Consider the following 23,080-nt stretch of genomic DNA (forward strand, 5'->3'; position numbering starts at 1 on the left):
TTTCTATTAAATACGTTTATCATGCCAGAAATTTAATGGGAAATGTTCATCTTCATGATAGCTTTCTAGTTCATACCCTTTTTCTTTTAGGCCTTTAATAATTGCAGGTACTGCTTTTACTGATTGTGGGTGAATATCATGCATTAATACGACTTCTGTTGGATTTGTTGCACCAGCAAGAACATTTTGCACAATTTGTGCAGCAGCAGCGTCTACTGGCACCTTATTATATTTCCAGTCTAAAGAGTCAATTGTCCAGTCCCAAACTTTCAAGCCACTTTCTACAACTTTATTCCGAAGTGCTTCGTTTAACCCTGGCATTGATCCGTAAGATGGACGAGTTAATACAGGAGATTTCCCGATAACTCCAGCGATTAAGCTCTGATCTTCTTTCATTTCATCTACATAATGACCTTCTGTATAAAGCTTTTTGTAGTTATGTGTCATACTGTGCATGCCAACGTAATGTCCTTCAGCAAATTCGCGTTTTACAAGATCAGGGAATGCTTTAACATTTGCTCCAATAAGGAAAAATGTAGCTTTAGCTTCTTCTTTTTTTAACATTTCTAACAGTTCAGCAGTGTATTTTCCAGGACCATCATCAAATGTTAAATAAGCCACTTTTCTAACTTGCCCATTGTATTGCTTAGGAGCTTCTTTTGGAGTAAGAGCAGTTTGAATTTCACTTACAAGCTGAACAGATTTTGTTTCATCTTCCGCGCTTGCTCGAGCAATATGAGTCGAACCGTAAATTACTTCGTATGAAAATAATACCCCGACGCAAATCAACAAAGTTCTTTTTACTAAAGTTGTCATTTTAATTCCATTCATAATTTTCCTTCTCTCTATAATAGTTCTACTCTACTATATTAGCAATTTTAGGTAGGTAAATGCAAAAAAAGATTTTTTACAAGCGAAAAAAGTTTATAAAAAAATGGTAGATGCTGCAAAAAAAGTTGAAAAGAGAACAGGTGAGGTAATAATTAATCCGTTGGACATTTTGAGTGAATATAGTATGGAGCGACTAAAATTAAGGAAAAGAAATTGAAGGAAGGATGGGGAAGAAAAAAATGATAGCCATCTTGGGAGAGTAAATAGAAAAAAGTAACAACAAGTTAGCTTTTTAGCGTAATTTATTTTATTTAGAAGCGTTTAAATATATAGGATATTCGCTAGACTATAACAACAAAATTTAAGTAATATGAAAATCTGTTCCATAATGAATAAGTTTTAATTTCTTTGCTACGGATTGAGAAGAGAAATTGTCCGAGGAAGTGCTATATAGAGGGATGCGTTTTTCCTCTTGTACGGCTTTAGCCCAGGCAGTTACAACATTACAGCCATATCCTTTTCCTTGAAAGCTTTCTACTGTTTCTACACTTGCTTCAGCGGCTATAGAGGTGTTTCTTGCACTACAACATACAGAAACAACCATCTCGTTTTCAAGAATTGCAAAGCAAGGTTGTCGCCATTTTAGCTCATTGAAGAGGTGTGGAAAGCTGTATTGGAGAAGCTCTTTATTTGTCTCTGTTATCTTTATCGTTCGGATAGGGTTATCTAGATCATTTGGAAATGCAAAAGCAGGACCAATCCAAATGTTATGTATTTGTTGTTCTCTGCATAATATGTTCATTATTTTGGCTAAATCTATCTGGTTAGGACGTTTATTAAATAATTCCTCTATCTCATTTGTCAGAGCATTAGTGAGGTCATAGCGATAGCGTCTAATACTGCCACTTCTTGTATAAACAAGAAAAAAACGAGGCGCATCTGTACTTTCAGGTTCATTAACACTTTTTATTCTTCCAAATCGATCATGAAAAAATAAAACATCAGCCTGAATAGAGATTAATTCAAAATCTGAAAGCAAATTACCATCAACTCCTTATATATTGTATAAGTATCATGCTTTATTTTAAAAGAGGAATTTCATGTTTGTATGTTGATAAAAAGCTCAATTCTTTATTTATAATACAAAGATATTAGTTTTTTATAGTGTTATTTTATTTGTTGTTCTTCATACAGACTAATGTTTTGACGAAAAAGAAATGAGGTGATTTTGTGTGTACATCTCCTTAGTTACCGGATTATATACTTTAGTATGTATATAAAATTAATAGGTTGTTGATTTTTAGTTAGAAAGCAGTTTCTAACTAGTTGATATTACCATTGAATGATTTTTCAGTCAATTCATAAAATCAGTTACGAAATTATAAGTATGTATATGAATTAACTTGACAAATTTGTACAAAGAGAAAAATTTAAAGTCTTTTATTGTTCTCTTTAATATTTTAATTTCATGTACCGTATTAGAAAATAAAAACTAGGAAAATAAGAAATAGTGTCGAATATATCGTAAATGTCTGTATAGTAAAAGAACATATATTAAAAGAGATCGAGATAGAAAAAGGAAGAAACAAAGAAAATGAAAGAGGGAGAGAAAATGAAGGCGATTGAAGCTGCTCAAAAAATTATTGAATCTCAATTTCCAGATTGTGATATTGCTTTATTAGGTGGTAGTGTTGCAAGAGGTGAAGCAACAAAAACATCAGATCTTGATATCGTTATATTAGATCAAAAACTTTCTTCTTGTTACCGGGAATCTTTTTTTAGTCATGGTTGGCCTGTTGAAATATTTGTACATAATTTTAAAACATATAAAGCGTTTTTTAAAAGTGACTGCGAGCGGGGGAGACCGTCTTTACCTCAGCTAGTTTCAGAGGGAATTGTTATAAAAGGAACGAAGCAAGTTGTAATGGATTTAAAACAAGAAGCACAGCAATTATTAAATGAAGGTCCTACAACATGGCCAGAAGAATTAATCAGGCAGAAGCGTTATTTTATTACGGATACATTAGATGATTTTATTGGGGCAACAAAGAGAGAAGAGGAGTTATTTATTGCTAACCTTTTGGCAGATTTAGTTCATGAATATGTTCTTAGAGTGAATGGTCAATGGATTGGAAACTCAAAGTGGTTTATTAGAGTGCTAAGAAAATACGATGAAGTATATGCTGAGGAGTTTGTTGAAGCTTTTGATCATTTTTATAGAACTGGAGAGAAGAAGGGGCTTATTGTTTTTGTTGAGAAGACTTTAGAAAACTATGGGGGCAGATTGTTTGAAGGTTTTTCCATAGGGAAATAAGAGAAGAAAAGGAAGATAGCATAATGAATGTACCAACTGTGCAATTAAGAGAACTTTCACTAAATGATATAGAAAATCGATACCAATGGTCATTAGATAAAGAAGTAACAAAACATTTAGTTGTACCTAATCAATATCCGCCGTTTACATGTGACGAGACAAAAAGATGGATTGAAATGTGTATGAATCGAGAAAATGGGTATGAACAACGAGCTATTGTTTCAGAGGATAGTGTGCATATCGGTTGGGTTGATTTGAAAAACTTTGATAAAACGAATAAAAATGCTGAATTAGGAATTGTAATTGGTAACAAAGAATATTGGGGACGCAGATATGGTATTGCAGCGATATATAGCATGTTACAAATTTGATTTTATCAATTTGAATTGGAGAAAGTTTGGTTACGTGTAGATGCAGATAACACGAAAGCGATTAAAAGCTATGAAAAAGCTGGATTTGTTTGTGAAGGAATCATGAGGAATGATAGATTACGAGAAGGGACATTCATTAATCGTTATCGTTTTAGTATGTTGAAAGAAGAATTTGAAATGATTAATAAAAAGAATTGAACTATATAATATTATTATGTAAACAAATTTGCGTATAATAACACCAACTTATATTTAGAAATTACATTATGAGAGGATGTATAGAGATGATTCGAGTTTTATCAGACTTAGATGCAGCACAATATTGGAATTTACGTTTACAAGCATTGCAAGTAAACCCAGAGGCATTTGTGACAACGTATGAAGAGGCGATGCAAAAAGAAAATCCTATTGAGGAAGTTGCTAAAAATTTGAATTCAAAAAGTAGTTACACTTTTGGTGCTTTTAATGACGAGAATCAATTAATGGGTGTAGTAACGTTACTTACAGAACAAAAATCGGCTTTTAAGCATAAAGGACATCTTGTTGCCATGTATGTGGATCCTCAAGGTAGAGGAAAAGGGTTTGCAAAAGGCTTAATTCGAGGGTTAGTTGAAAAAGCAAGAGGGCTGGAAATTGAACAAATTAATTTAGGAGTTGTTTCAGATAATAAAGTGGCAAAAAAATTGTATCAATCGTTAGGTTTTACAACGTACGGTATAGAGAAAAGAGCATTAAAAATGAATGATATATATCGTGATGAAGAACATATGGTTTTATTTCTCTAAAAGAATGTTTAAAAGGAGAAAACTAGAATGAAAGACCTGTATTTAGAAAAAGGCATGAATTCTCATGTTGCTATATTATACGCGACTGTATATGACACATTTAAGAGATTAGGAAAGTTAGTAGAAGGTGTAGAAAAAGAGGAATTGTATTATAAGGGCCCTGCTAAAGATGAGAACAGTATCGGACAGCTACTTCAGCATTTGGCAGTTGTAGATTTACACTGGGTGTATCGTTTGAAAGGTGTGCAAGTTCCACGATTATTACAAGAAAAATATGGTCCTATGCTTAATGAAAAAGGAGAATTACCTGAGGTAACAAAAGGTTCTTTGCAAGAGCTGATGCAAAACTATCAGGAAGTTCAAGACATGTTTTACGAGGAATGTATGAAGCTAACAGAAAAAGACTTATTGCGGCAAGTATATTATGAGAAGGGTGCAACTGCTACGATTAGATGGGGAATCTGGCATATAGCGGATCACAATCGGTATCATCAAGCTCATATAGGTAAATTGCGAAAAATGTATCATTATAGTTTGAAATAACTCTATAAAGATACTCTTTATAGTATAAAATTTATGAATTTTATTTCAAGTTAATTGAATTCTGTTATATAGTAGAAGAAAAACTGAATAAGGGGTTTTAGGATGAAAGCAATTGCAGCGGGAGTATTGGCATCTTTTTTCTTTGCCTTTACGTTTATTTTAAACCGAGCGATGGATTTACAAGGGGGAAGTTGGATTTGGAGCGCGTCGTTACGATATTACTTTATGGTGCCACTACTTCTACTCATCGTGCTCTATAGAGGAAACTTAAAACAACTCTTTCAATATATGAAAAACAATCCGAGAGAGTGGTTGTTATGGAGTATTGTTGGCTTTGGCCTTTTTTACGCACCACTTAGCTTTGCTGGAGCATTTGGACCAGGCTGACTTGTTGCTTCAACATGGCAAATTACGATTATAGCAGGGATTTTATTAACGCCATTATTTGCAACAAACTCACTACATAAAAAAGTTCCAATAAAAGAATTGATGATGTCTGCTGTCATATTATTAGGTGTTCTTCTTATGCAAGTGGAACATGCGTCTTCTTTAGGAATTCGTGAAACCGTTTTATGTGTGGCGCCAGTAATTGTTGCAGCGTTTGCTTATCCACTTGGAAATCGAAAAATGATGCAAGTATGTAAAGATGAGTTAGATGTCTTTCAACGAGTTCTTGGAATGACATTAGCAAGCTTGCCATTTTGGTTTTTATTATCTGGCTATGAAGTCTCTACAAGTGGATTACCATCAAGTGATCAAGTTTTTCAATGTTTTATTGTAGCAATTAGTTCAGGTTTGATTGCTACCGTATTATTCTTCTTCGCAACGGATCTTGTAAAAGATGATCCGCAGAAATTAGCTACTGTAGAAGCAACGCAATCTGGTGAAGTTTTATTCGCATTACTAGGGGAGCTCATATGGTTAGCTGCTCCAATTCCATCTTCTTTATCCTGGATCGGAATGAGCCTTGTTGTAGTAGGGATGATTTTACATAGTTATGTTGCGGTTGTTGTGAAAAAAGAAGAAAAAATAACAGCGTGAAAAAATATTAGCTCTTTGAAAATAAAGAGCTAATATTTTTATGAGGAGAGAAATTACATGGAATTAAAAGAATTTATTCATTTTCTAAACAAACTTGAAGATAATCATATATTCTATAAGCTAAGTAGGGCGAGAAGTGAAAGTGTTATGGTTGAAGTAACTGTACCAGGTCAACGTTGGGAGATTGAATTTTTCGGAGATGGTACAGTAGAAATTGAAAAGTAAATATTGATCATGGTAAAAGAAGCGAGGCTATAATATTCTGTACCTATGCTTGATTAGAACGTATTTTGTATATACTAACTAAATAGTGCAAATAGAATTTTATATTTAGTTAGCATTACAAAGGAGCATAGGGAAATGGAAACTACATATTATAAAGGATTAGTTATGAGACCTATTAAGGAAAGTGAGGTAGGTCAGTTTTCAAATTTGATGAAATATGTGTTTCAAGTTTCTAAAAAAATGATTAATGATGAAGAGAAAATGGTACAAAAGAAGAGTCATCAACTAAAGCCAGGTACTGCTTTAGGCTGGTTTGATAATGATAAATTAATTTCTCAAATTGTTGTTCTTCCTTTTCAAGTGAATATTCATGGGGTGATTTATGAGATGGGAGGAGTTACCGGAGTTGGTACATATCCAGAGTATGCAGGGCATGGATTAATGAACTCATTAATGAAAGAAAGTTTAAAAACGATGAGGGAAAATGGACAGTATATTTCTTATTTGTTTCCCTATTCAATTCCGTATTATCGAAAAAAGGGTTGGGAAATCATATCTGATATCATTGAATATCAAATTAAAGATACACAACTTCCTAAGTATCGTGGCAACATTAGTGGGCGGGTACGAAGAGTCGGATTGAAGAGCAAAGAAAAAGAAAAAATTTATAATGAATTCGCAAGAAAAACAAATGGTGCAATGGTTCGAAATACACTTGCGTGGGAAGAGAGATTTCGTGAGGAAACAATTGATTTGCAGTTAGCGGTTTATTATACAGATGAAGATATACCACAAGGATATTTATTTTATCGTGTTCTTGAAGAGAAGTTCTACATAGAAGAAATGATTTATTTAAATGAAGAAGCGAGAAGAGGTTTATGGAACTTTATAAGTGCTCATTTTTCGATGATATATTATGTAAAAGGAAAAACATGTGTTCATGAACCGGTTGCTTTTTTACTTGAGGATAGTGAAATAAAGCAAACAATCGCACCTTACTATATGGGAAGGATTGTCGATGTGGTTGGTTTTCTAAAACAATATCCATTTAAAAATGTAGATACTACAAAAATAATTTTTCATATAGATGACCCGATATTAGAGTGGAATAAAGGTACTTTCACCTTAGAATGGGATCCTGTAAAGCAACTACGAATAACATATCAGAAAGAAATAAACCATAGTGAAGGAATATCTTTAACAATCCAAACATTAACAACTATGTTATTAAGTTATAAAAGTCCTACATTTTTATGTGATATCGGAAGGATAAAAGGAAATTATGAAATGATAGAAGTGCTTGAGGAATTGATTCCTGATTCACCACCATGCTTTTTTGATTACTTTTAAAAGTGAAAAACAACCTCTTCAATGTAATACCGATTTACTTTAAGGAGGTTGTTTTTTATGTAATATCTATTTTTTGTCTTGTTGCGATGTCATACCTTCATTCTTTTTCATTTACAATTTCTACAAAGTGGAAGACAAATAGTCTACAATGTTACATGTTTACAGCATTCTTTCCACCCCTTAGCTTTCTGAGGTGCCACAGTTCGCAAGGGTATAATAAGAGGTGGAAAAGCATATGAACAATGATAGCGGCAATTAAACCATTCGACCAGAATTGCCAACCATAAAAAATACCTACCCACAAATTTCCTAATACAGCATAAGAATATAGCCATCTTGATTTTTTCACTCCTTTTACACCTAAAAAGTGCGTTATTGCAAATAGAATACTAGATAGGATAATCCCAAGAATTACAATAACCTGAGTAACGGCATAAAAAAAGCTCATCAACGTGATGAAAAGTGACATAAGGCCCCACCGGAAGATAATTTCTTCAACAACTCCGCCATATAAGACTCTAACTCCTAATCCTACACCGTGACGCTGATGTTCAATTTGTAGAAACGCTTCTTTATCAATGACTTTTCTAAAGAATCCATAGTACATAATAACGTGTCCGAGGGAGCAGATTACTCCAATTAGAACTGCTTCACCAATGTTGCGGAGTAAAATAATGTTTCCATCTTGGATCTTTGATATGAAAAATGCACCAATTCCGGAAAAAAGTAAAACGAGTAGAGTATGGATAAAAAGACTTAGGTATACAGAAGGTGTTTCTGGATTGTTTTCTAACTTCTTATTTATTTTTTGTTTGTTCTGCTAAGCTCATTGCAACAATTCCTGGTATAGCAATGAGGAATACAAAGATCCAGTTGAACATATGGTTTCATCTCCCTTGAAAATAGACTAAGAAAGACCTTTCATGTATTTTGAAGCTATGCAAGGTTGTGATAGTCCTTCATAATTCTTCTTTTTATAGACCGACTAGTCGGTTTTATTGTATAATATTTACCATAATAATACAAGTGTATATGGAGTAGCGCTATGGTTCAGTGGTCTAGGATGTAAAAGAAAGTGACATTTGTACTGGAAATAAATCAGTTTAATCTTAAACTTGCACAAGTTAGTAATAACAGAATTTTTTAGGAGCTCTCTTTGTTATTTGGATTAAAAATTAAGAAAAATATGATAATATGTTGAATGAGAGCTAAAATTCAATTTGATAGTTTATAAGTGTTGAGAGAGAACTTAATGGGGGAGTAATCATGAAAATAAACGACATAGTAGCAGAAACAACATCTCCAAATACAATTGAAACGATATCAAATGATTTAAAAGTATTAGGATTAAAAAAAGGAATGACAGTAATTGTTCATTCCTCTCTAAGTTCAATTGGCTGGGTATCTGGCGGAGCTGTTGCGGTAGTGGAAGCTTTAATGAATGTAATTACAGAAGAGGGCACAATCATTATGCCAACGCAAACGTCGGATTTATCAGATCCGAAAAACTGGGCAAGACCACCTGTTCCAGAAAGTTGGTGGCAAATTATTCGAGATAATGTTCCGGCATTTAATCCAGATGTAACCCCAACACGTGCAATGGGGCAAGTTGTAGAATGTTTCCGTACATATCCAAATGTAAAACGCAGTAATCATCCATTAAATAGCTTTGCCGCTTGGGGGGGAAATGCAGAGACTATTATAAGAGAGCATTCGCTTTCAATTAGTCTTGGAGAACATTCCCCATTGAAGAAGATATATGATTTAGATGGTTATGTATTATTGATAGGCGCAGGCTATGATTCTAATACTTCCATTCATTTATCTGAAATACGTACAGGGGCACGAGAATTAGTGAAAGTTGGAGCACCAATTATAGAAAATAGTGCGAGGGTATGGAAAGAATTTGATGAAATGGACTATGAATCTGAAGTGTTTGTTGAAATTGGGGAGAAATTTGATCATGCAGGAGCTGTAACATTCGGTAAGGTTGGAAATGCAACTTGTAGACTGATGAAACAACGAGAAGTTGTTGACTTTGGTGTACAGTGGTTTCTTTCGAAAAACAAGTAAGGGATGGTCATCATGAAGGGGAAAAAGATTTTAATTACGAGTGGCGGATGTTTAGAAAAGTGGGATCAAGTACGAGGGCATACCAATCTAGCAAAGGGGACAATTGGGAGGATTCTTGCTGAGGAAGCAATGTCAAAAGGTGCACATGTTATATATTTACATGGTTATTTTGCTGAAAAGCCGAATGCTACAAATGCTCAATTAGAATTACATCCATTCGAAGGTATTATTGATTTACAGGATAAAATGAAAAGTATCATTACACATGAGAAAATTGATGCAGTTATTATGGCAGCTGCTGGATCAGATTGGATCGTCGATAAAATTTGTGATCAAGAGGGAAATACACTTGATATGAACGGTAAAATTTCAAGTGATATAGCACCGATTATTCATTTTCAAAAAGCACCAAAAGTATTAAAACAAATTAAACAATGGGATCTAGAAACGATTTTAGTTGGATTTAAACTTGAAAGCGATATCAATGATGCAGAGTTAATTCAGCGTGCAAGGAAAAGAATGGGGCAAGCAAAAGCAAATCTTATGGTAGCGAATTCCCCACATTCATTATATTCACGTGCAGCTATTCATCATGTAATCGGGGAAGATGGTAACGTCCAATTATGTAAAGGAAAAGATGAAACGGCGAAAGAGATTGTAAACAGATTAGAATATTTATGTAATCGTATAGAAGAGGGGAGCTTGAGTAATTCATAAAAAGGGGAGAAGGAGTGAAACTTATGGAACAGTTACTAAAGCAAGCTATTCAGTTACGGAATGAAAAGAAACATGAAGAATCAAGAGATATTCTAATTGGATTAGCAAACGTTACTGAAGAGCCAGAAGTGCTATATCAATGTGCTTGTATACATGATGTAATGGGACTTGAAACAGAGGCTGCTCCATACTACGAAAAGGCAATTGCTAATGGGCTTACTGGGGAATTATTATGCGGGGCATATATTGGACTTGGGAGTACATATCGTTGCATTGGGGAATATGATAAGGCGATTATCACGTTAGAAGCTGGATTACAGCAGTTTCCAGAAAACGGCGTTATGAAAGTTTTCTTATCTCTAGCGAAATATAATGTGAAAGAATATGAAGAAGCGATGAAGTTATTGCTAGAGACTGTTGTAAAACTAGAAGATGTAAAAGAATACGAACGAGCAGTTTTATTTTATAAAGAGCATCTTAATGATATTTTCAAATAAAGGAGTAAGATTGCATGAATGAATCAACTTCAAGAAAGAAAAGGAATATTTGGCTTGGGCTCACGGCTTTAATTCTGTTGTCGAATTATTTAGTGTATGCACTTCCGATTATACCTGATGTACCGAAAGAAGTGGCGCTTGGTTCATTGTTAGATTTCATCATTGTGATTCCTGTTACTACGTATTTCCTTATTATACGTAAGCGCTATTCATTAACGTATATATTTCCAGTTATCATAGCAGGATATATCACCGCAAAGTTTGTGATTCCAAGCGATTATTTACAGAGCTTTTCGTTTGTTTCTTACATTTTAGTTGCGGGTGAACTTGCGTTTGTAGCTATAGAGTTATTTATCCTATATAAGATTGCAAGAACATTACCTAAAATCATAAGATTTTATAAACAATATAAGAAAGAATTTCCATCATTCTCTGTTGCAATTGACAAAGCATTCGATGCTGCATTAAAAAGAAATAATGTAGTAAATGTTATCATTTCGGAATGTAAATTACTTTACTATGCTTTATTTTCTTGGCGTACAAAAGTGCCAGAAAATCAGTATGTATTTTCTTATCATAAAAAAACGGGAGCAATTGCCTTTTATATCATGCTTATTCATGCCACATTAATCGAATCCATTGGATTTCATTATTTACTTCATCAATGGAATCCAATCTTTGCTTGGGGTTTACTCGCTTTAAACATATATGGAATTTTATATTTTTTAGCTGAGATACAAGCGATTCGTAAAAATCCATATATCTTGACAGAACAAGAAATTATAATCCAGGTCGGATTAGGGAAAAAGCTTGTTGTACCATTTGCTCAAATAGAAAGAATTACATTTTATAAAGGTGAAGGGTTAACTAAGGAAGAAGAACAAGAAGTATTTGAAGCAACTTTAACGGAATTTATTAAAGAACCAGCTACTTTTGAAATAAAATTAAAAGAACCATTAAAAGCGCAGCTATTGTATGGGTTTTCTAAGACAGTAAACCGTGTACATGTCAATGTGGATGAAGAGCGGAAGTTTTATGAAGCCATTTCTGAAAAATTAGAGCAAGTGGGGGATTAAGAATAAAAGAGAAGCAACGGATCTTGAGTAGTTGCTTCTTTTCATTAGAATTAAAAGGAGATGGTCTTTTCCTTGATCATGATGAACGATATGAAGCAGCAGATGAATTTTTGAAAGTTTGGAAATCACTATTACAAGGTGAACATATTTCTTTAGATGGGAAACATATGAAAGTGAAAGATAGTAAAGTTGTATTCCCACCGGTCCAATCACCGTATCCACCTATTTATTTTGGCGGTTCATCAGCAGCAGGGCAAGCAGTAGCAGCAGAGCATAGTGATGTATATTTAACATGGGGCGAACCACCAGCGCAGGTAGAACAGAAAATCAAAGAAGTAAGGAAACTTGCAGAAGAAAAGGGACGTACAGTACGATTTGGCATACGATTACATATTATCGTAAGGGAAACAGAAGAAGAGGCATGGGAAGAAGCCGAGCGACTTATTCAATATGTAGATGACAAATCGATTGCATTAGCGCAAAAAACATTTGCACGCTACGATTCGGTTGGTCAACAGCGTATGACCCATCTAAACAAAGGAACGAGAGAATCATTAGAAATTAGTCCTAATCTATGGGCTGGAATTGGATTAGTACGAGGAGGAGCGGGAACTGCACTTGTAGGAGATCCAGTTACTGTTGCTGAGCGAATTAAAGAGTATGAAGCATTAGGGATTGATACGCTTGTTTTGTCAGGTTATCCACATTTAGAAGAAGCATATCAAGTGGCAGAATTACTGTTTCCTTTACTATCTCTTTCAAATAATGAGAAACAACAAGATAAAATTGTAGGAGAGATGATAGCTGACGCATATACATTAGAAAAATAGAGATAGAAAATAACAAACCAGCAAGCATCTAGCTTGCTGGTTTTCATCGTAAACTATTAAAAAATATGGTAAAATTAAGAGGTAACTTATGGTAAGGTTGGTTGTTCAATTATCACTTCTCCGAATAGAAGGGAGGTGATAATACATGAGTGAAATTGCGTTATTACTGCAGGGTGGACTATTTCTCGTTGCGCTGTTAACGTTCATTGTCGTGTTAATCGACAAGCTCAAAAAATAACAACCCACCTATGCCAATAGAATGTGGGTTGTCTCGTTTGTAAGAAACAAATAGGATAAATGAACAATCCAATCTGCTAAGTTACCTGGACTAGTGTGTAGCCGCACACTAGTCTTTTTTATTTATATACAATTTATCATTGCTTTATGTGATTGTATTGTTCTTTTCATACTCATTATAACATAGTGCCTTTTCTATAAGAAAGGAGACCGTATGTTCTTGTTTTGTATTGTTGTTAGTTAACTATGATTAGTTTCGTAAAAAATAACTTTGTTACCAAATGGATCTAATAGTTCAATTTCTTTCGTATTCCAAGGGGTAACTTCAAGACCAGGACAGGAGTATTTATATTGTTTAGATAATATTTTTTTGTGGAACTGTTCAATCTGTGAAATTTCAATTCTAATAGCAGCACCTGGACAACAATCTCCATGATGTTCAGACAAGTGTATCAAATGATCAAGATTGGAAATTTGCATGTATAAAGGAGCATTTTCATTAAAACGATGATCCCAGTCTAATTTAAAATCTAGAAAATGTATATAAAATTCTTTTGCTTTTTCCGCATCAAAAATTCGTAAAATAGGAATAATCATTTTTCATTTTCCTTTACTTATTTTTAGTGAAATAAAAGGAATTTAAATACGAGTAGCGTGTGTACTCTTTTATTTAAATAATTCATCCATATATTGTTTTAAACTTTCAATATAGAATTCTTGCTTTTCAACATGATTCACGCCAACAATTGGTGATGGGAGTTGGTATGTCTTTTTAGAGAGATGGACAACAACGTCAAAAATATCAAATAGGCGGATAAAGCAGAAAAGACCATCTTTATCACTTAGTAGTATAAAATAGTGATTATCACTACTTGTATTTAGTGTATTCCATAATGAACTTTTACTTAAATCACGAACAATGCTTCGTTCTTTCAATTCGATAAAGTCTACATTAGATATAATAGTAGAAATATCTAATGCGTCTGGATCATTTATATAGCCATCAATCGCGTGTACAGCAAAAGTATAAGCCATTTTTAATATGCTCATCTTATATTTTCGGTTATCTAAAAGAAGTTCACGTTGAATGGAGCTAGCTACTTTTGTAACACGTTCTTCTTTCCAAATTTCATTATGTAATGAAATATCATGCTTTTTACATAGTTTCATAATTAGTGAATTTGAATAATATATTTCATCGTTTGTTTCAGCTTCTTCTGTTTCTGCCGCTGCTAATTCTTGACCATATTCGTTTGTATTCAGAGGAGAATCAATTTGTTGCTTCATTTGTTCAATTTTGTATTGAATAAGTTTATGTCGAATCAATGGACGATCTACATTGACTGTGAGATGCTCATGGCAAGAATCACAAATGGAGTTTGTAAAATAATACCCACATAAAATCTCTGGGATAACGTACTGTTCACTAAATTCTTTTGTTTCTTTTCTGCAAATGATGCATTGCTTCATATTTATCACCTTTACCTGCAAATTTGTATGTAATCTCATTGTAGTGTATTTAATCACATTTTGGAATATTGTAGATGAAAATAGCATATAAAATTCATAATTGTTTTGGTACAATAGAGAGAAGTGCTAGTTAAAAGGAGGCCATTTTTTTGAAATCAAAAGTGCACTTTTGGACATTGGAAGTGCTAATGGTTGTAGGAATTATATTTATTTGCACGAAAATATCATTTTTATTTCAACCAATTGGCATATTCATTTCAACTTTATTTTTCCCGATTTTAATCGCTTTGTTTTTATACTTCATATTTAATCCTGTGTTAGTATTTTTAGAGGAGAAAAAAGTTCCTAGAAATTTAGCGATACTGTTGTTATATGTTTTTATTATTACATTAACTGCGGTTTCTATTGGTGTAGTGGTTCCGACCATTTCACAGCAGCTAATGGATTTAGTGAAAAACATGCCAACATATATTAAAGAGGGAAAGGTATACATACAAGAATTATCCCATCACAGAATATTTGAATGGCTGACTACACAAGATTACGTATCAATTGAAACAATTGAAAAGAATGCAATCGAATATTTAAAGGATATACCAAACACGATAACGTCGAGTGCAACGGCCTTATTTGGTATTATTACAAACGTTGCATTAGTAGTATTTACAGTACCATTTATCTTGTTTTATATGTTTAAAGATGGACATGCATTTCCAGGGAAGGCTGTTAGCTTACTGCCAGAATCGTACCGCGAGGAAGGGCTACGTATCATAAAAGAAACAAATGAAACATTGTCTGCTTATATTCAAGGACAAGCACTCGTTTGCTTATTTGTTGGTGCATTTACATTTACCGGATATTTAATTATTGGTTTGCCATATGCCTTCATTTTAGGTATCATAGCGGCGTTTACAAATATTATCCCGAACTTAGGGCCTTTTATTGGAGCAGCACCAGCTGTTATTGTTGGTTTATTTGTATCCCCAATGCAAGCGGTGTGGGTAATCGTTGTGGTAACAATTGTACAGCAATTTGAAAGTAACATCATTTCACCGCGTATTATGAGCTCGAAATTAAACATTCACCCTTTAACAATCATTGTATTGATTCTTGGGGTAGGTAATTTTGCTGGTATTATTGGAATGATTTTAGCAGTACCGGCTTATGCGGTAACAAAAACGGTCGTTTCAAACTTGGTAAGACTATTTAAAACGAAAAGAAGTAATCGGAAATAAAGTGAGTTTATATGAAATAAGAAAGATGCATTGCTTTTTAAGTGATGTATCTTTTTTTAGTTTTAAAGAAGTAATTATACAGCTATATACTCGCATTGGAGTCTGTGCAAAAGTGCATCCACAGGATTTAAATGATTATTTGAAGGTGTGGGAATACTGGAAGAAATTAATGCCTTGTTATAAGTGAAGATAAAATTTGATTTACATCACAACAAAAATATCCGGTTTTTAAATTAAGAATCGGATATTTTTGTTGTGTAATTTTTACATATTATTTCGAATGAAATTTCTTCTTAAATGAATGCCTAAAAAATCTAAATAAATGAGCTATGTGGAATCCCTCTCAATAATCCAAATCATTTTTTTACAGCGTGCCATTAACATCTCAGCCATCTCCTTTCATTATATTGAAATTTTGTAATTACAGATGCGTGTAGTAAGTGCTTCTACGATCTCGAATCTCATCCATAATTTTTTTGTATTGCTGTTCTTGTAAAATGTTTTCTTCAGATGCATGTTTTTTCTGAATCGTAATCGTTAAAAAGAAAATATGAAATTGCATAAATGAATTCCTCCTTTCGTAAAGGAATTACAGGTGACTAGAATAAGGGGTTTGACGTTCTTTTACTTCATCCATAGCTATTTTGATTTGTTGGTCATGTAAAATATCAGCGTCAGAAAATGTTTTTTTCTGAATGGTAATGGTTAAAAAGAAAACATGAAACTTCATGAGACATCCTCCTTTATAAATGAATTTTTAGTACATTTGATTATAATAAGAACTTCTACGATCTTGAATGGTATCCATAATTTTTTTACATTGTTGATCGTGTGAAATTTCTTCTTCAGATAAGTGTTTTCTCTGGATAGTAATGCTTAAAAAGAAAACATGAAATTGCATGAATGAATTCCTCCTTTCGTAAAGGAATTACATGTGATTGTAATAAGAAATTTGACGTTCTTTTACCTCATCCATGATTTTTTGAATTTGCTGTTCATGTAGAATTTTAGCTTTTGAAAAATGATTTTTCTGAATGGTAATGGTTAAAAAGAAAACACGAAACTTCATGGGATATCCTCCGTTTATAAATGAATTTTTAATACATTTGATTATAATAAGAACTTCTACGATCTTTTACTTCGTCCGTAATATGTTGTAATTGTTGTTTATATAAAAGATCAGCTTCAGATAAATGTTTTTTCTGAAGAGTAATCGTAAAAAAGAAAATGTGAAAAGTCATAAATGAATTCCTCCTTTCGTAAAGGAATTACAGGTAATTACAGTAAGGGGTTTGACGCTCCTTTACATCATCCATAGCTTTTTGAATTTGACGTTCATGTTGGATATCAGCTGCAGAAATTGGATTTCTATGAATCGTGATTGTTAAAAAGAATACTCGAAAATTCATTGAATGTTTGCTCCTTTCGAAAAGAAATAGTGTAAGAAATTAAAAAATCGCACAAAAAAGCCACAGAAAGATATAGTTTTCCTGTGACGCGGCATGAAAAAGCCACAGGAAAGTATACGACCTCCTGTGGCGAATTTGTTAATTAAAGAAAATACGAAATGATTTTCAATTCTCCATTAGGGTGGTCGAACTTATATTTGATTGTAAAGCAGATGCAGCATGTAATTGTAATATCATCATTTTATTCGACCTCCTTTTAGAATTTTTTTCTTACGTTAGTAAGTATATACAATTAATGGATAATTGTAAACATAAAAAATGAAAATTTTTAATTTTGATTAAAATGCGTATATTTCGAAAGGGAGTTTTAAACAATTGACGTATTACTTATAGGGAGAGTTGTCTGTGGTTTTTATAGTGGATGGAGGATGAAGATGGAATTATTCTACAAAGTTGCCTATCACCGAATGTACGATCATTATTTGCCTAAATTAAGGCAAACAATTGAGCACCTAAATGCAGAAGAGTTGTGGAAACAAGAAGGAGCAGTAAATTCAATTGGTGGTATTGTTTTACATATTTGTGAGCATGTAAAAAGAAATAGTAGTCGTTATTCGAATCCCAATATACATTTTGAAAAAGGAATTGAAGAGTACTTTCCAATTATGAACTTAAGTACAGATATGTTATCTCAAACTATCCAAAAGGTATTTGATGAATGGAAAAGAGAATATATTAATGCTTGTAATGAAAAACCTAGTATAGATATACATAGTCTTTTTCATCTAGTAGAGCATACAAGTTATCATTTAGGTCAGGTGGTAGATCGTACAAAATTATTAAAGGGGACGAAGTTGGATTTTTGTCAAAATGGTTTAAACGAAAAGAATTTGAAGGCCTGTATAGAAAGAACAACAGTTTTATAAATTGCTTATAGAAAAGAAGTATCACTCTTAAATGGGGCGATACTTCTTTTTTCGAAAGAATTTATGGGGAAATATTGAATTGAAATATATTCTTGTGATGTGGTTAATTACATAAGTAATGAATCTGAGGTGGGGTCATTTACTGTGTTCTATTTGTAGTGTGAGTTCATAAAAGACAATTTTGAAAAGAGCACTCAGGTGAGAGTGTTCTTTTTTGCACCATTTGAGAAGGACGAGCATATAGTGCAGTATGAAATACGCCTTTCAGAATAGGGGTGATACACATGTTTTTTTCGAAATTACGTGGCGAAAATGAAGTTCCACCAGTAGAAACAAATGCTCGAGGGAAAGCAATTTTTAAATTAAATCAGGGCAGGGATAGACTGAATTTCAAGTTGGAGTTATTAGATATAGAAAATGTAGTGGTTGCTCATCTACACTTGGGTAGAAAAGGAATGAATGGTCCTGTTGTGGCATTTTTATTTGGACCTATGACAAAAGCGGTTTCAATAGAGTGTGCATTTTTTACGGGAACAATCACTCAAAATGATCTAGTTGGACCATTAGCGGGACAGTCATTAGAAGACCTTGTGAGGGAAATCTGTTTTGAAAATATTTATGTTAATGTTCATACCGTGCAGAATCCTAGTGGTGAAATTCGTGGTCAAGTATATCCTTGTTGAACGTATTGGAGAAAATAAAAAAGAGATGCAATTTTGCATCTCTTTTTTATTGATTTTTCATACATATATGTTAGAATAGAAAAACGTTCGTTGTTTTTATTTGAAAAAAACTAAATAATTATCCAATTTAATTATACCAAACATTATTCTTGTTTGTCAAACTTTTATTTAAAAAAATTATCAAATTAAATAATGAGCACCAGAACGATAAGTTGATAAGGAGTGGCGATATGGAGAAGACTGGACATGAATGGAAGAAGGAGCAACACCGAGTAGAAGAGGTGGTTGGGAAAATTGAAAAGCATATTGATACACTTGAGCAATATGTAAGTACAGGGAAAACGGATGTTGTTCAGATTAGAAAACATTTTTGGGACGATGTAACAGTAAACTTTGATAATGCTGAAGAAGCTGTTGAAACAGTAGCTAGTATAAAGCAACAGGCAGAATTATTATCAGAACGAGAACGAAGCCATCGCCACGCTCATAATCAAATGACAGGTTTGAAAAGATTACAACAGTCACCCTATTTTGGAAGGGTAGATTTTATAGAAGATGGTGAAAAGGGTGATGAGTCTATATATCTTGGAATTCACTCATTTTACGATGAAGGTACAGAACAGTTTCTCGTGTATGATTGGCGAGCACCTATATCAAGCTTGTATTACGACTATTCTGTAGGGAGAGCGGCGTACGTAGCACCTAATGATACAATTGCAGGTGAAATGACATTAAAAAGGCAATATGTGATTCGGAATGGTCAAATTATTAGCATGTTTGATACGGGAGTTACGATTGGAGATACTCTTTTACAAGAAGTGTTAGGGAATAATGCAAATACACAAATGAAAAGTATTGTATCGACTATACAAAAAGAACAAAATCAAATCATTCGAAATGAAAAAAGCCGCTTATTAGTCGTGCAAGGTGCTGCGGGAAGTGGGAAAACATCAGCCGCACTACAGCGCGTTGCATACTTATTATATCGATACCGGGATACGTTACATGCAGATCAAATCATGCTATTTTCTCCAAATTCGATGTTCAATAGTTATGTCTCTACTGTATTACCTGAGCTTGGAGAAGACAACATGAAGCAAACGACATTTCAAGAATATATAGAAAGTCATATTGATAAGAGATTTGAATTAGAAGATCCGTTTACACAAATGGAGTATGTACTGACAAAAACGGAAGAAGAAAATTATGAAACGCGTTTAGAAGGGATACGTTATAAAGCGAGTGCTCATTTTATTGAAGTAATAGATCAATACGTAGCATATTTACAACGAGAAGGTATGTTATTTAAAGATATAAAATTTAGAGGGGAAGTAATCATCTCTAAAGAACAAATCAAAGAACGTTTTTATGAATTTGATTCATCAATACGGATTCCGAATCGAATAAAATTAATTTCTGAGTGGTTATTAAAAGCGTTGAAACAACAAGAAAAAATAGAGCGAAAAGAATTATGGGTGGAAGAAGAAGTACAGTTATTAGATAAAGAAACATATGCAAAAGTTCATCAGAAATTACAGAAGAAACAAGAACATTCCGATGATACATTTGATGATTTTGAGCAGGAACAAAATATGCTAGCGGCTATTGTTGTAAAAGAACATTTCAAACCACTCCGAAGACGCGTGAAAAAATTACAGTTCATTCATACAAAAGCATTATATATGCAGTTATTTAAAGACTCACAATTTATTAAGTTGTTTGTAGAAGAAAATAAATTACTGCAGAGTTGGAATGGGATATGTGAAGAAACAATAGGGAAAATTCAGCGTTTTTATATGTCATACGAAGATGCAACGCCTTACTTATATTTGAAAGATCAGCTAGAAGAATTGCAAAGAAATACATCTGTGCAGCATATATTTATTGATGAAGCACAGGATTATTCGGCGTTTCAATATGCGTTCTTAAAACGAATATTTCCTCATACAAAAATGACAATATTAGGTGATTTTAATCAGACTATTTATGAACATGCATCAGGAAATGAATTTTCGCAATTAAGTGCGCTGTATGGTGAAGAGCTGAGTGAACGAATTGTACTTATGCGTAGTTATCGTTCCACAAAACAAATTATTGAATTTACGAAGCAGTTAATTACAGACGGTGAAGAAATTGAACCGTTTCAACGAGATGGTAAACAGCCGATTATAATGGAAGTGAAAGAGGGGGAAGAGCATCATAAAAAGATTGTAGACCAAATCGAAAAGTGGCAGCAAAGTGGTCATAAAACAATTGCGGTGATTTGTAAAACAGCAGAGGAAAGTGAAGAAGCTTATCATGTTTTAAAGGCATCATTACAAGTTCGTCTTATTAAGAAAGAAACGAGTTCATTTGATACAGGTATTCTTATTATCCCATCGTATTTGTCGAAAGGGGTAGAGTTTGATGCGGTTATCATTTACGATGCATCCAAGAAAAAATATGATAGAGAAAATGAACGTAAATTATTTTACACCGCTTGTACGCGTGCGATGCATGAGTTATGTATTTGCTCTGTAGGGGAAATGAATGTATTCTTACAGTCTGCTTCTCCAAATTCGTATTTGTTTGAGAAATAAAATAAAAAATCGTAATAAAAAGCTGGCATTATGCCAGTTTTTTATTACGTATATTATGAAAATAACCAATTGAAAATAGTATATAGACCAATACAGGTACAAATAAGGATTACAATTAAGAGAGAAAGACATCCAACAGTAAGAAAACGATCTTTTCAAGTTTCTTCAGGCTCTTGGACAATTTGTTCCACTACATGATTTTGTATGGAAGGGTATGTATGATTGAATAATAAATGATTGATTGTTGTAGAATCTCCCTTAAACTTTAAGACTCTTACTATTTCATTCGTATTGTTTCCCATCGATTTTTCAAATTGTTGGCATGCTTGAATCATTTCGGGTGTTTTGTTTTCTTCAAGATACCAATATCGTCCAGCCATTGTTGGATATTGTAACCTGAAATAAATATCACCTAATTTTTTGCGAAGTGATAGATCATTAGGGTAAGACTGAATTAAGCCGTGAAGTCGCTCTCTTGCTTTTCCTAAGTCATTGTTTTTAATGTCTTTTTCAATTTTTATTAATGTTTTCTCTTTCACAGAAGCCCCCTTTTTGTAATAAGTTTATTTTGTGGTACTCAATAAAGCACCGATAGCCCCGCTAAAACCGTAATCTGGCAAGAAGATAGGTTTTTTATTTTGATACACGGTATAATTACCTATAATATCTTGCAGATGTGTATTGTTTGATAGTGCAGATCCAATATAAACGATATGATCAATGTCTTTTGTTTCTGCAAATTGGAGACTTAATGCGGTAACTACTTCACCAACAAGACCTTGAATGGTGGCAAGCAAATCCGATTTGTTATAATCGGTTTTAGTTATAGCAGGTTTTCCAAAATTACTGGCTGTTAAATTATTATCAATAGGGGATAGAATACCGTTATAAATATCTCCTACCGTGATATCTAGATTTGCTCTAGAACCTATTTTGCCGTGTTTTATTACTTCTTCAAAACTATCTATCTTTGTTAATAGTTTTGATAAACCCATGATAGTACCACCGCCAATACCAGTGCCACCAGCGCGAATATATTCTTTATTATGTACATAATGAATGGAAGTTCCTGTGCCGATATTTGTTAAAATGAAGTTATTTATGGAACGTTTTTCTTTTTCGATAAGATAATGAACACCCGCAAGTGTAGCCTCAAATTCGGCAAGATACTCTGTTTTATATTTCTCTAAAAGTAATGTTTGTAACTGCTCAGATCTACCGCCAGTCATACACAATCTATTTATACACTTATTTTTATGTAACCACTCTTCAATTTTATTTTGTTCATGGGAGTAAAATTTTTCAAAATGTAATTCATTGTCTTCACTAAAATAAGCAACTTTTGTTAGTGTTCCTCCAGCATCAATACCGCCAGTTCTTTCCATTTTTCTGCTCCTTATAATTGTGTAGTGATTATTATAAATATCTATATTTAAATCTTTATGTAGCTATATAGACTAATAGTTTTTCAACTGTAACAATTATTTTGCCATTTACAGAGGCGACGCCTTTACCAAGAACAAAACCACGTTTGTTTCGTACGACTTCATAATATAAATCTAATTTGTCGCCAGGTTTTGCTGTTCCTATAAACTCTACACCATCTAATGAAGAAAGGAAGCCTAATCCATTTGAATCATTTGCACCAGCAAAGGTACCAAGTTGAGCAAGTGCCTCCACAATTAACATGTGAGGCATGTTCTGCTGATTTTCATTTATAAACCATTCGTTATTTGTTATTAATTTATATCCTTTTACGGATTTTTTGTCTTCAATTTCTGTGATTTTATCAATCATTAAAAATGGATGACGATGGGGAAGGGCATCCTTTATGTTTTTGATATTCATATAAACCTCCTAATGTTTGAATGAAAAGCGAATATAAAAC

At 33.3% G+C, this 23,080-nt stretch carries 27 protein-coding genes and 4 pseudogenes; 17 read left to right on the forward strand and 14 right to left on the reverse strand.

From position 1 onward, the window contains the following. Positions 1-6: 6 nt before the first annotated feature. Both AZF08_RS18425 and AZF08_RS18430 read right to left on the reverse strand, forming a co-directional pair. A complete protein-coding gene (locus tag AZF08_RS18425) occupies positions 7-834 on the reverse strand; it encodes a peptidoglycan-N-acetylglucosamine deacetylase (protein ID WP_033676564.1) in 828 nt (275 codons plus the stop codon). 358 nt (positions 835-1,192) lie between these two features. Continuing rightward, the gene (locus AZF08_RS18430; RefSeq protein WP_033676568.1) at positions 1,193-1,870 is read right to left on the reverse strand and encodes a GNAT family N-acetyltransferase; all 678 of its coding nucleotides are present in this window, start codon (positions 1,868-1,870) and stop codon (positions 1,193-1,195) included. Positions 1,871-2,443: 573 nt separating this feature from the next. Between AZF08_RS18430 and AZF08_RS18435 the strand changes: the two genes are divergently transcribed. The 7 genes and pseudogenes from AZF08_RS18435 (at position 2,444) to AZF08_RS18460 (ending at position 7,460) form a co-directional block, all read left to right on the forward strand. After that, complete coding sequence (locus tag AZF08_RS18435; RefSeq protein ID WP_033676634.1) at positions 2,444-3,145, forward strand: nucleotidyltransferase domain-containing protein; 702 nt, start codon at positions 2,444-2,446, stop codon at positions 3,143-3,145. A gap of 23 nt (positions 3,146-3,168) precedes the next feature. Beyond that, positions 3,169-3,714, forward strand: a pseudogene (locus AZF08_RS18440) (GNAT family N-acetyltransferase). An 86-nt stretch (positions 3,715-3,800) separates the two neighbouring features. Next, on the forward strand, positions 3,801-4,301 hold the full coding sequence (locus tag AZF08_RS18445; RefSeq protein ID WP_033676571.1) for a GNAT family N-acetyltransferase: 501 nt from the start codon (positions 3,801-3,803) through the stop codon (positions 4,299-4,301). Positions 4,302-4,328: 27 nt separating this feature from the next. Beyond that, on the forward strand, positions 4,329-4,844 hold the full coding sequence (locus AZF08_RS18450; RefSeq protein ID WP_033676573.1) for a DinB family protein: 516 nt from the start codon (positions 4,329-4,331) through the stop codon (positions 4,842-4,844). A 102-nt stretch (positions 4,845-4,946) separates the two neighbouring features. Beyond that, positions 4,947-5,885, forward strand: a pseudogene (locus tag AZF08_RS18455) (DMT family transporter). A gap of 57 nt (positions 5,886-5,942) precedes the next feature. Next, positions 5,943-6,110, forward strand: a complete 168-nt coding sequence (locus tag AZF08_RS30540) for a hypothetical protein (protein WP_156029150.1) — start codon at positions 5,943-5,945, stop codon at positions 6,108-6,110. A gap of 135 nt (positions 6,111-6,245) precedes the next feature. Continuing rightward, entirely contained in the window at positions 6,246-7,460 is a 1,215-nt protein-coding gene (locus AZF08_RS18460; protein ID WP_033676576.1) for a GNAT family N-acetyltransferase, read from the forward strand. A gap of 151 nt (positions 7,461-7,611) precedes the next feature. On the opposite strand, the gene AZF08_RS31375 is transcribed toward AZF08_RS18460, so the two are convergent. Beyond that, on the reverse strand, positions 7,612-8,067 hold the full coding sequence (locus AZF08_RS31375) for a CPBP family intramembrane glutamic endopeptidase (protein ID WP_235190090.1): 456 nt from the start codon (positions 8,065-8,067) through the stop codon (positions 7,612-7,614). 659 nt (positions 8,068-8,726) lie between these two features. Here AZF08_RS31375 and AZF08_RS18470 point away from each other — a divergent pair. The 6 genes and pseudogenes from AZF08_RS18470 (at position 8,727) to AZF08_RS31380 (ending at position 12,891) form a co-directional block, all read left to right on the forward strand. Next, complete coding sequence (locus tag AZF08_RS18470) at positions 8,727-9,533, forward strand: aminoglycoside N(3)-acetyltransferase (protein ID WP_033676578.1); 807 nt, start codon at positions 8,727-8,729, stop codon at positions 9,531-9,533. Positions 9,534-9,536: 3 nt separating this feature from the next. Continuing rightward, the gene (locus tag AZF08_RS18475) at positions 9,537-10,250 is read left to right on the forward strand and encodes a phosphopantothenoylcysteine decarboxylase domain-containing protein (RefSeq protein ID WP_082246154.1); all 714 of its coding nucleotides are present in this window, start codon (positions 9,537-9,539) and stop codon (positions 10,248-10,250) included. Between the two features lie 23 nt (positions 10,251-10,273). Further along, positions 10,274-10,747: a tetratricopeptide repeat protein gene (locus AZF08_RS18480; protein ID WP_033676583.1), complete on the forward strand. Its 474-nt coding sequence runs from the start codon at positions 10,274-10,276 to the stop codon at positions 10,745-10,747. A 14-nt stretch (positions 10,748-10,761) separates the two neighbouring features. Further along, complete coding sequence (locus AZF08_RS30825) at positions 10,762-11,823, forward strand: hypothetical protein (RefSeq protein WP_033676586.1); 1,062 nt, start codon at positions 10,762-10,764, stop codon at positions 11,821-11,823. Positions 11,824-11,867: 44 nt separating this feature from the next. Then, positions 11,868-12,653, forward strand: a pseudogene (locus AZF08_RS18490) (LLM class flavin-dependent oxidoreductase); the annotation flags it as partial. 145 nt (positions 12,654-12,798) lie between these two features. Then, the gene (locus AZF08_RS31380) at positions 12,799-12,891 is read left to right on the forward strand and encodes a putative holin-like toxin (RefSeq protein WP_001289319.1); all 93 of its coding nucleotides are present in this window, start codon (positions 12,799-12,801) and stop codon (positions 12,889-12,891) included. A 239-nt stretch (positions 12,892-13,130) separates the two neighbouring features. Here the strand turns inward: AZF08_RS31380 and AZF08_RS18495 are convergent, their stop codons facing one another. Continuing rightward, complete coding sequence (locus AZF08_RS18495; RefSeq protein WP_033676588.1) at positions 13,131-13,487, reverse strand: glyoxalase superfamily protein; 357 nt, start codon at positions 13,485-13,487, stop codon at positions 13,131-13,133. Positions 13,488-13,556: 69 nt separating this feature from the next. Continuing rightward, on the reverse strand, positions 13,557-14,360 hold the full coding sequence (locus tag AZF08_RS18500; protein ID WP_033676591.1) for an HNH endonuclease: 804 nt from the start codon (positions 14,358-14,360) through the stop codon (positions 13,557-13,559). Between the two features lie 149 nt (positions 14,361-14,509). On the opposite strand from AZF08_RS18500, the gene AZF08_RS18505 reads away from it, so the two are divergent. Continuing rightward, entirely contained in the window at positions 14,510-15,595 is a 1,086-nt protein-coding gene (locus tag AZF08_RS18505; protein ID WP_033676593.1) for an AI-2E family transporter, read from the forward strand. Positions 15,596-16,016: 421 nt separating this feature from the next. Here AZF08_RS18505 and AZF08_RS18510 read toward each other — a convergent pair whose 3' ends face one another. The 6 genes from AZF08_RS18510 to AZF08_RS18535 are packed head-to-tail and all read right to left on the reverse strand — an operon-like array spanning position 16,017 to position 17,004. Beyond that, positions 16,017-16,157: a YrzI family small protein gene (locus AZF08_RS18510; RefSeq protein ID WP_033676595.1), complete on the reverse strand. Its 141-nt coding sequence runs from the start codon at positions 16,155-16,157 to the stop codon at positions 16,017-16,019. 27 nt (positions 16,158-16,184) lie between these two features. Then, positions 16,185-16,325 carry a YrzI family small protein gene (locus AZF08_RS18515; RefSeq protein WP_033676596.1) on the reverse strand — a complete coding sequence of 47 codons (141 nt, stop codon included), beginning with the start codon at positions 16,323-16,325 and terminating at the stop codon, positions 16,185-16,187. A gap of 27 nt (positions 16,326-16,352) precedes the next feature. Further along, positions 16,353-16,496 carry a YrzI family small protein gene (locus tag AZF08_RS18520; RefSeq protein ID WP_063177335.1) on the reverse strand — a complete coding sequence of 48 codons (144 nt, stop codon included), beginning with the start codon at positions 16,494-16,496 and terminating at the stop codon, positions 16,353-16,355. A gap of 27 nt (positions 16,497-16,523) precedes the next feature. Beyond that, positions 16,524-16,664, reverse strand: coding sequence for a YrzI family small protein (locus tag AZF08_RS18525; protein ID WP_033676598.1), 141 nt, complete (start codon positions 16,662-16,664; stop codon positions 16,524-16,526). Positions 16,665-16,692: 28 nt separating this feature from the next. Continuing rightward, the gene (locus AZF08_RS18530; protein ID WP_033676600.1) at positions 16,693-16,836 is read right to left on the reverse strand and encodes a YrzI family small protein; all 144 of its coding nucleotides are present in this window, start codon (positions 16,834-16,836) and stop codon (positions 16,693-16,695) included. Positions 16,837-16,863: 27 nt separating this feature from the next. After that, positions 16,864-17,004, reverse strand: coding sequence for a YrzI family small protein (locus tag AZF08_RS18535; protein WP_063177336.1), 141 nt, complete (start codon positions 17,002-17,004; stop codon positions 16,864-16,866). A 434-nt stretch (positions 17,005-17,438) separates the two neighbouring features. Here AZF08_RS18535 and AZF08_RS18540 point away from each other — a divergent pair, with 434 nt between their 5' ends. The 3 genes from AZF08_RS18540 (at position 17,439) to helD (ending at position 21,192) form a co-directional block, all read left to right on the forward strand. Next, the gene (locus AZF08_RS18540) at positions 17,439-17,930 is read left to right on the forward strand and encodes a DinB family protein (RefSeq protein WP_033676602.1); all 492 of its coding nucleotides are present in this window, start codon (positions 17,439-17,441) and stop codon (positions 17,928-17,930) included. A gap of 284 nt (positions 17,931-18,214) precedes the next feature. Beyond that, the gene (locus AZF08_RS18545) at positions 18,215-18,613 is read left to right on the forward strand and encodes a CHRD domain-containing protein (RefSeq protein WP_033676604.1); all 399 of its coding nucleotides are present in this window, start codon (positions 18,215-18,217) and stop codon (positions 18,611-18,613) included. A 230-nt stretch (positions 18,614-18,843) separates the two neighbouring features. Further along, positions 18,844-21,192, forward strand: coding sequence for an RNA polymerase recycling motor HelD (gene helD / locus AZF08_RS18550; RefSeq protein WP_033676606.1), 2,349 nt, complete (start codon positions 18,844-18,846; stop codon positions 21,190-21,192). 53 nt (positions 21,193-21,245) lie between these two features. Here the strand turns inward: helD and AZF08_RS18555 are convergent. The 3 genes and pseudogenes from AZF08_RS18555 to AZF08_RS18565 all read right to left on the reverse strand — a co-directional run bounded on the left by AZF08_RS18555 (position 21,246) and on the right by AZF08_RS18565 (position 23,040). After that, positions 21,246-21,731 (reverse strand): annotated as a pseudogene (locus tag AZF08_RS18555) (DUF6584 family protein). 24 nt (positions 21,732-21,755) lie between these two features. Then, positions 21,756-22,577: a type II pantothenate kinase gene (gene coaW, locus AZF08_RS18560; RefSeq protein ID WP_033676608.1), complete on the reverse strand. Its 822-nt coding sequence runs from the start codon at positions 22,575-22,577 to the stop codon at positions 21,756-21,758. 55 nt (positions 22,578-22,632) lie between these two features. Beyond that, entirely contained in the window at positions 22,633-23,040 is a 408-nt protein-coding gene (locus AZF08_RS18565) for a 3-hydroxyacyl-ACP dehydratase FabZ family protein (RefSeq protein ID WP_033676610.1), read from the reverse strand. Between the last annotated feature and the right edge of the window lie 40 nt (positions 23,041-23,080).

Source organism: Bacillus gaemokensis (assembly GCF_001590835.1).
GTDB classification, from domain to species: Bacteria; Bacillota; Bacilli; order Bacillales; family Bacillaceae_G; genus Bacillus_A; species Bacillus_A gaemokensis.

Coding starts and splice junctions, on each gene's coding strand:
- AZF08_RS18470 (WP_033676578.1), top strand. CDS start 8,727: ATGAAAATAAACGACATAGTAGCAGAAACAACATCTCCAAATACAATT.
- AZF08_RS18500 (WP_033676591.1), bottom strand. CDS start 14,360: ATGAAGCAATGCATCATTTGCAGAAAAGAAACAAAAGAATTTAGTGAA.
- AZF08_RS18540 (WP_033676602.1), top strand. CDS start 17,439: ATGGAATTATTCTACAAAGTTGCCTATCACCGAATGTACGATCATTAT.
- coaW (WP_033676608.1), bottom strand. CDS start 22,577: ATGGAAAGAACTGGCGGTATTGATGCTGGAGGAACACTAACAAAAGTT.
- AZF08_RS18480 (WP_033676583.1), top strand. CDS start 10,274: ATGGAACAGTTACTAAAGCAAGCTATTCAGTTACGGAATGAAAAGAAA.
- AZF08_RS31380 (WP_001289319.1), top strand. CDS start 12,799: ATGAGTGAAATTGCGTTATTACTGCAGGGTGGACTATTTCTCGTTGCG.
- AZF08_RS18520 (WP_063177335.1), bottom strand. CDS start 16,496: ATGCAATTTCATGTTTTCTTTTTAAGCATTACTATCCAGAGAAAACAC.
- AZF08_RS18510 (WP_033676595.1), bottom strand. CDS start 16,157: ATGCAATTTCATATTTTCTTTTTAACGATTACGATTCAGAAAAAACAT.
- AZF08_RS18475 (WP_082246154.1), top strand. CDS start 9,537: ATGGTCATCATGAAGGGGAAAAAGATTTTAATTACGAGTGGCGGATGT.
- AZF08_RS18515 (WP_033676596.1), bottom strand. CDS start 16,325: ATGAAGTTTCATGTTTTCTTTTTAACCATTACCATTCAGAAAAAAACA.
- AZF08_RS18525 (WP_033676598.1), bottom strand. CDS start 16,664: ATGAAGTTTCGTGTTTTCTTTTTAACCATTACCATTCAGAAAAATCAT.
- AZF08_RS18495 (WP_033676588.1), bottom strand. CDS start 13,487: ATGATTATTCCTATTTTACGAATTTTTGATGCGGAAAAAGCAAAAGAA.
- AZF08_RS18545 (WP_033676604.1), top strand. CDS start 18,215: ATGTTTTTTTCGAAATTACGTGGCGAAAATGAAGTTCCACCAGTAGAA.
- AZF08_RS18445 (WP_033676571.1), top strand. CDS start 3,801: ATGATTCGAGTTTTATCAGACTTAGATGCAGCACAATATTGGAATTTA.
- AZF08_RS18450 (WP_033676573.1), top strand. CDS start 4,329: ATGAAAGACCTGTATTTAGAAAAAGGCATGAATTCTCATGTTGCTATA.
- AZF08_RS18530 (WP_033676600.1), bottom strand. CDS start 16,836: ATGACTTTTCACATTTTCTTTTTTACGATTACTCTTCAGAAAAAACAT.
- AZF08_RS18435 (WP_033676634.1), top strand. CDS start 2,444: ATGAAGGCGATTGAAGCTGCTCAAAAAATTATTGAATCTCAATTTCCA.
- AZF08_RS18535 (WP_063177336.1), bottom strand. CDS start 17,004: ATGAATTTTCGAGTATTCTTTTTAACAATCACGATTCATAGAAATCCA.
- AZF08_RS31375 (WP_235190090.1), bottom strand. CDS start 8,067: ATGTACTATGGATTCTTTAGAAAAGTCATTGATAAAGAAGCGTTTCTA.
- helD (WP_033676606.1), top strand. CDS start 18,844: ATGGAGAAGACTGGACATGAATGGAAGAAGGAGCAACACCGAGTAGAA.
- AZF08_RS30825 (WP_033676586.1), top strand. CDS start 10,762: ATGAATGAATCAACTTCAAGAAAGAAAAGGAATATTTGGCTTGGGCTC.
- AZF08_RS18565 (WP_033676610.1), bottom strand. CDS start 23,040: ATGAATATCAAAAACATAAAGGATGCCCTTCCCCATCGTCATCCATTT.
- AZF08_RS18460 (WP_033676576.1), top strand. CDS start 6,246: ATGGAAACTACATATTATAAAGGATTAGTTATGAGACCTATTAAGGAA.
- AZF08_RS30540 (WP_156029150.1), top strand. CDS start 5,943: ATGGAATTAAAAGAATTTATTCATTTTCTAAACAAACTTGAAGATAAT.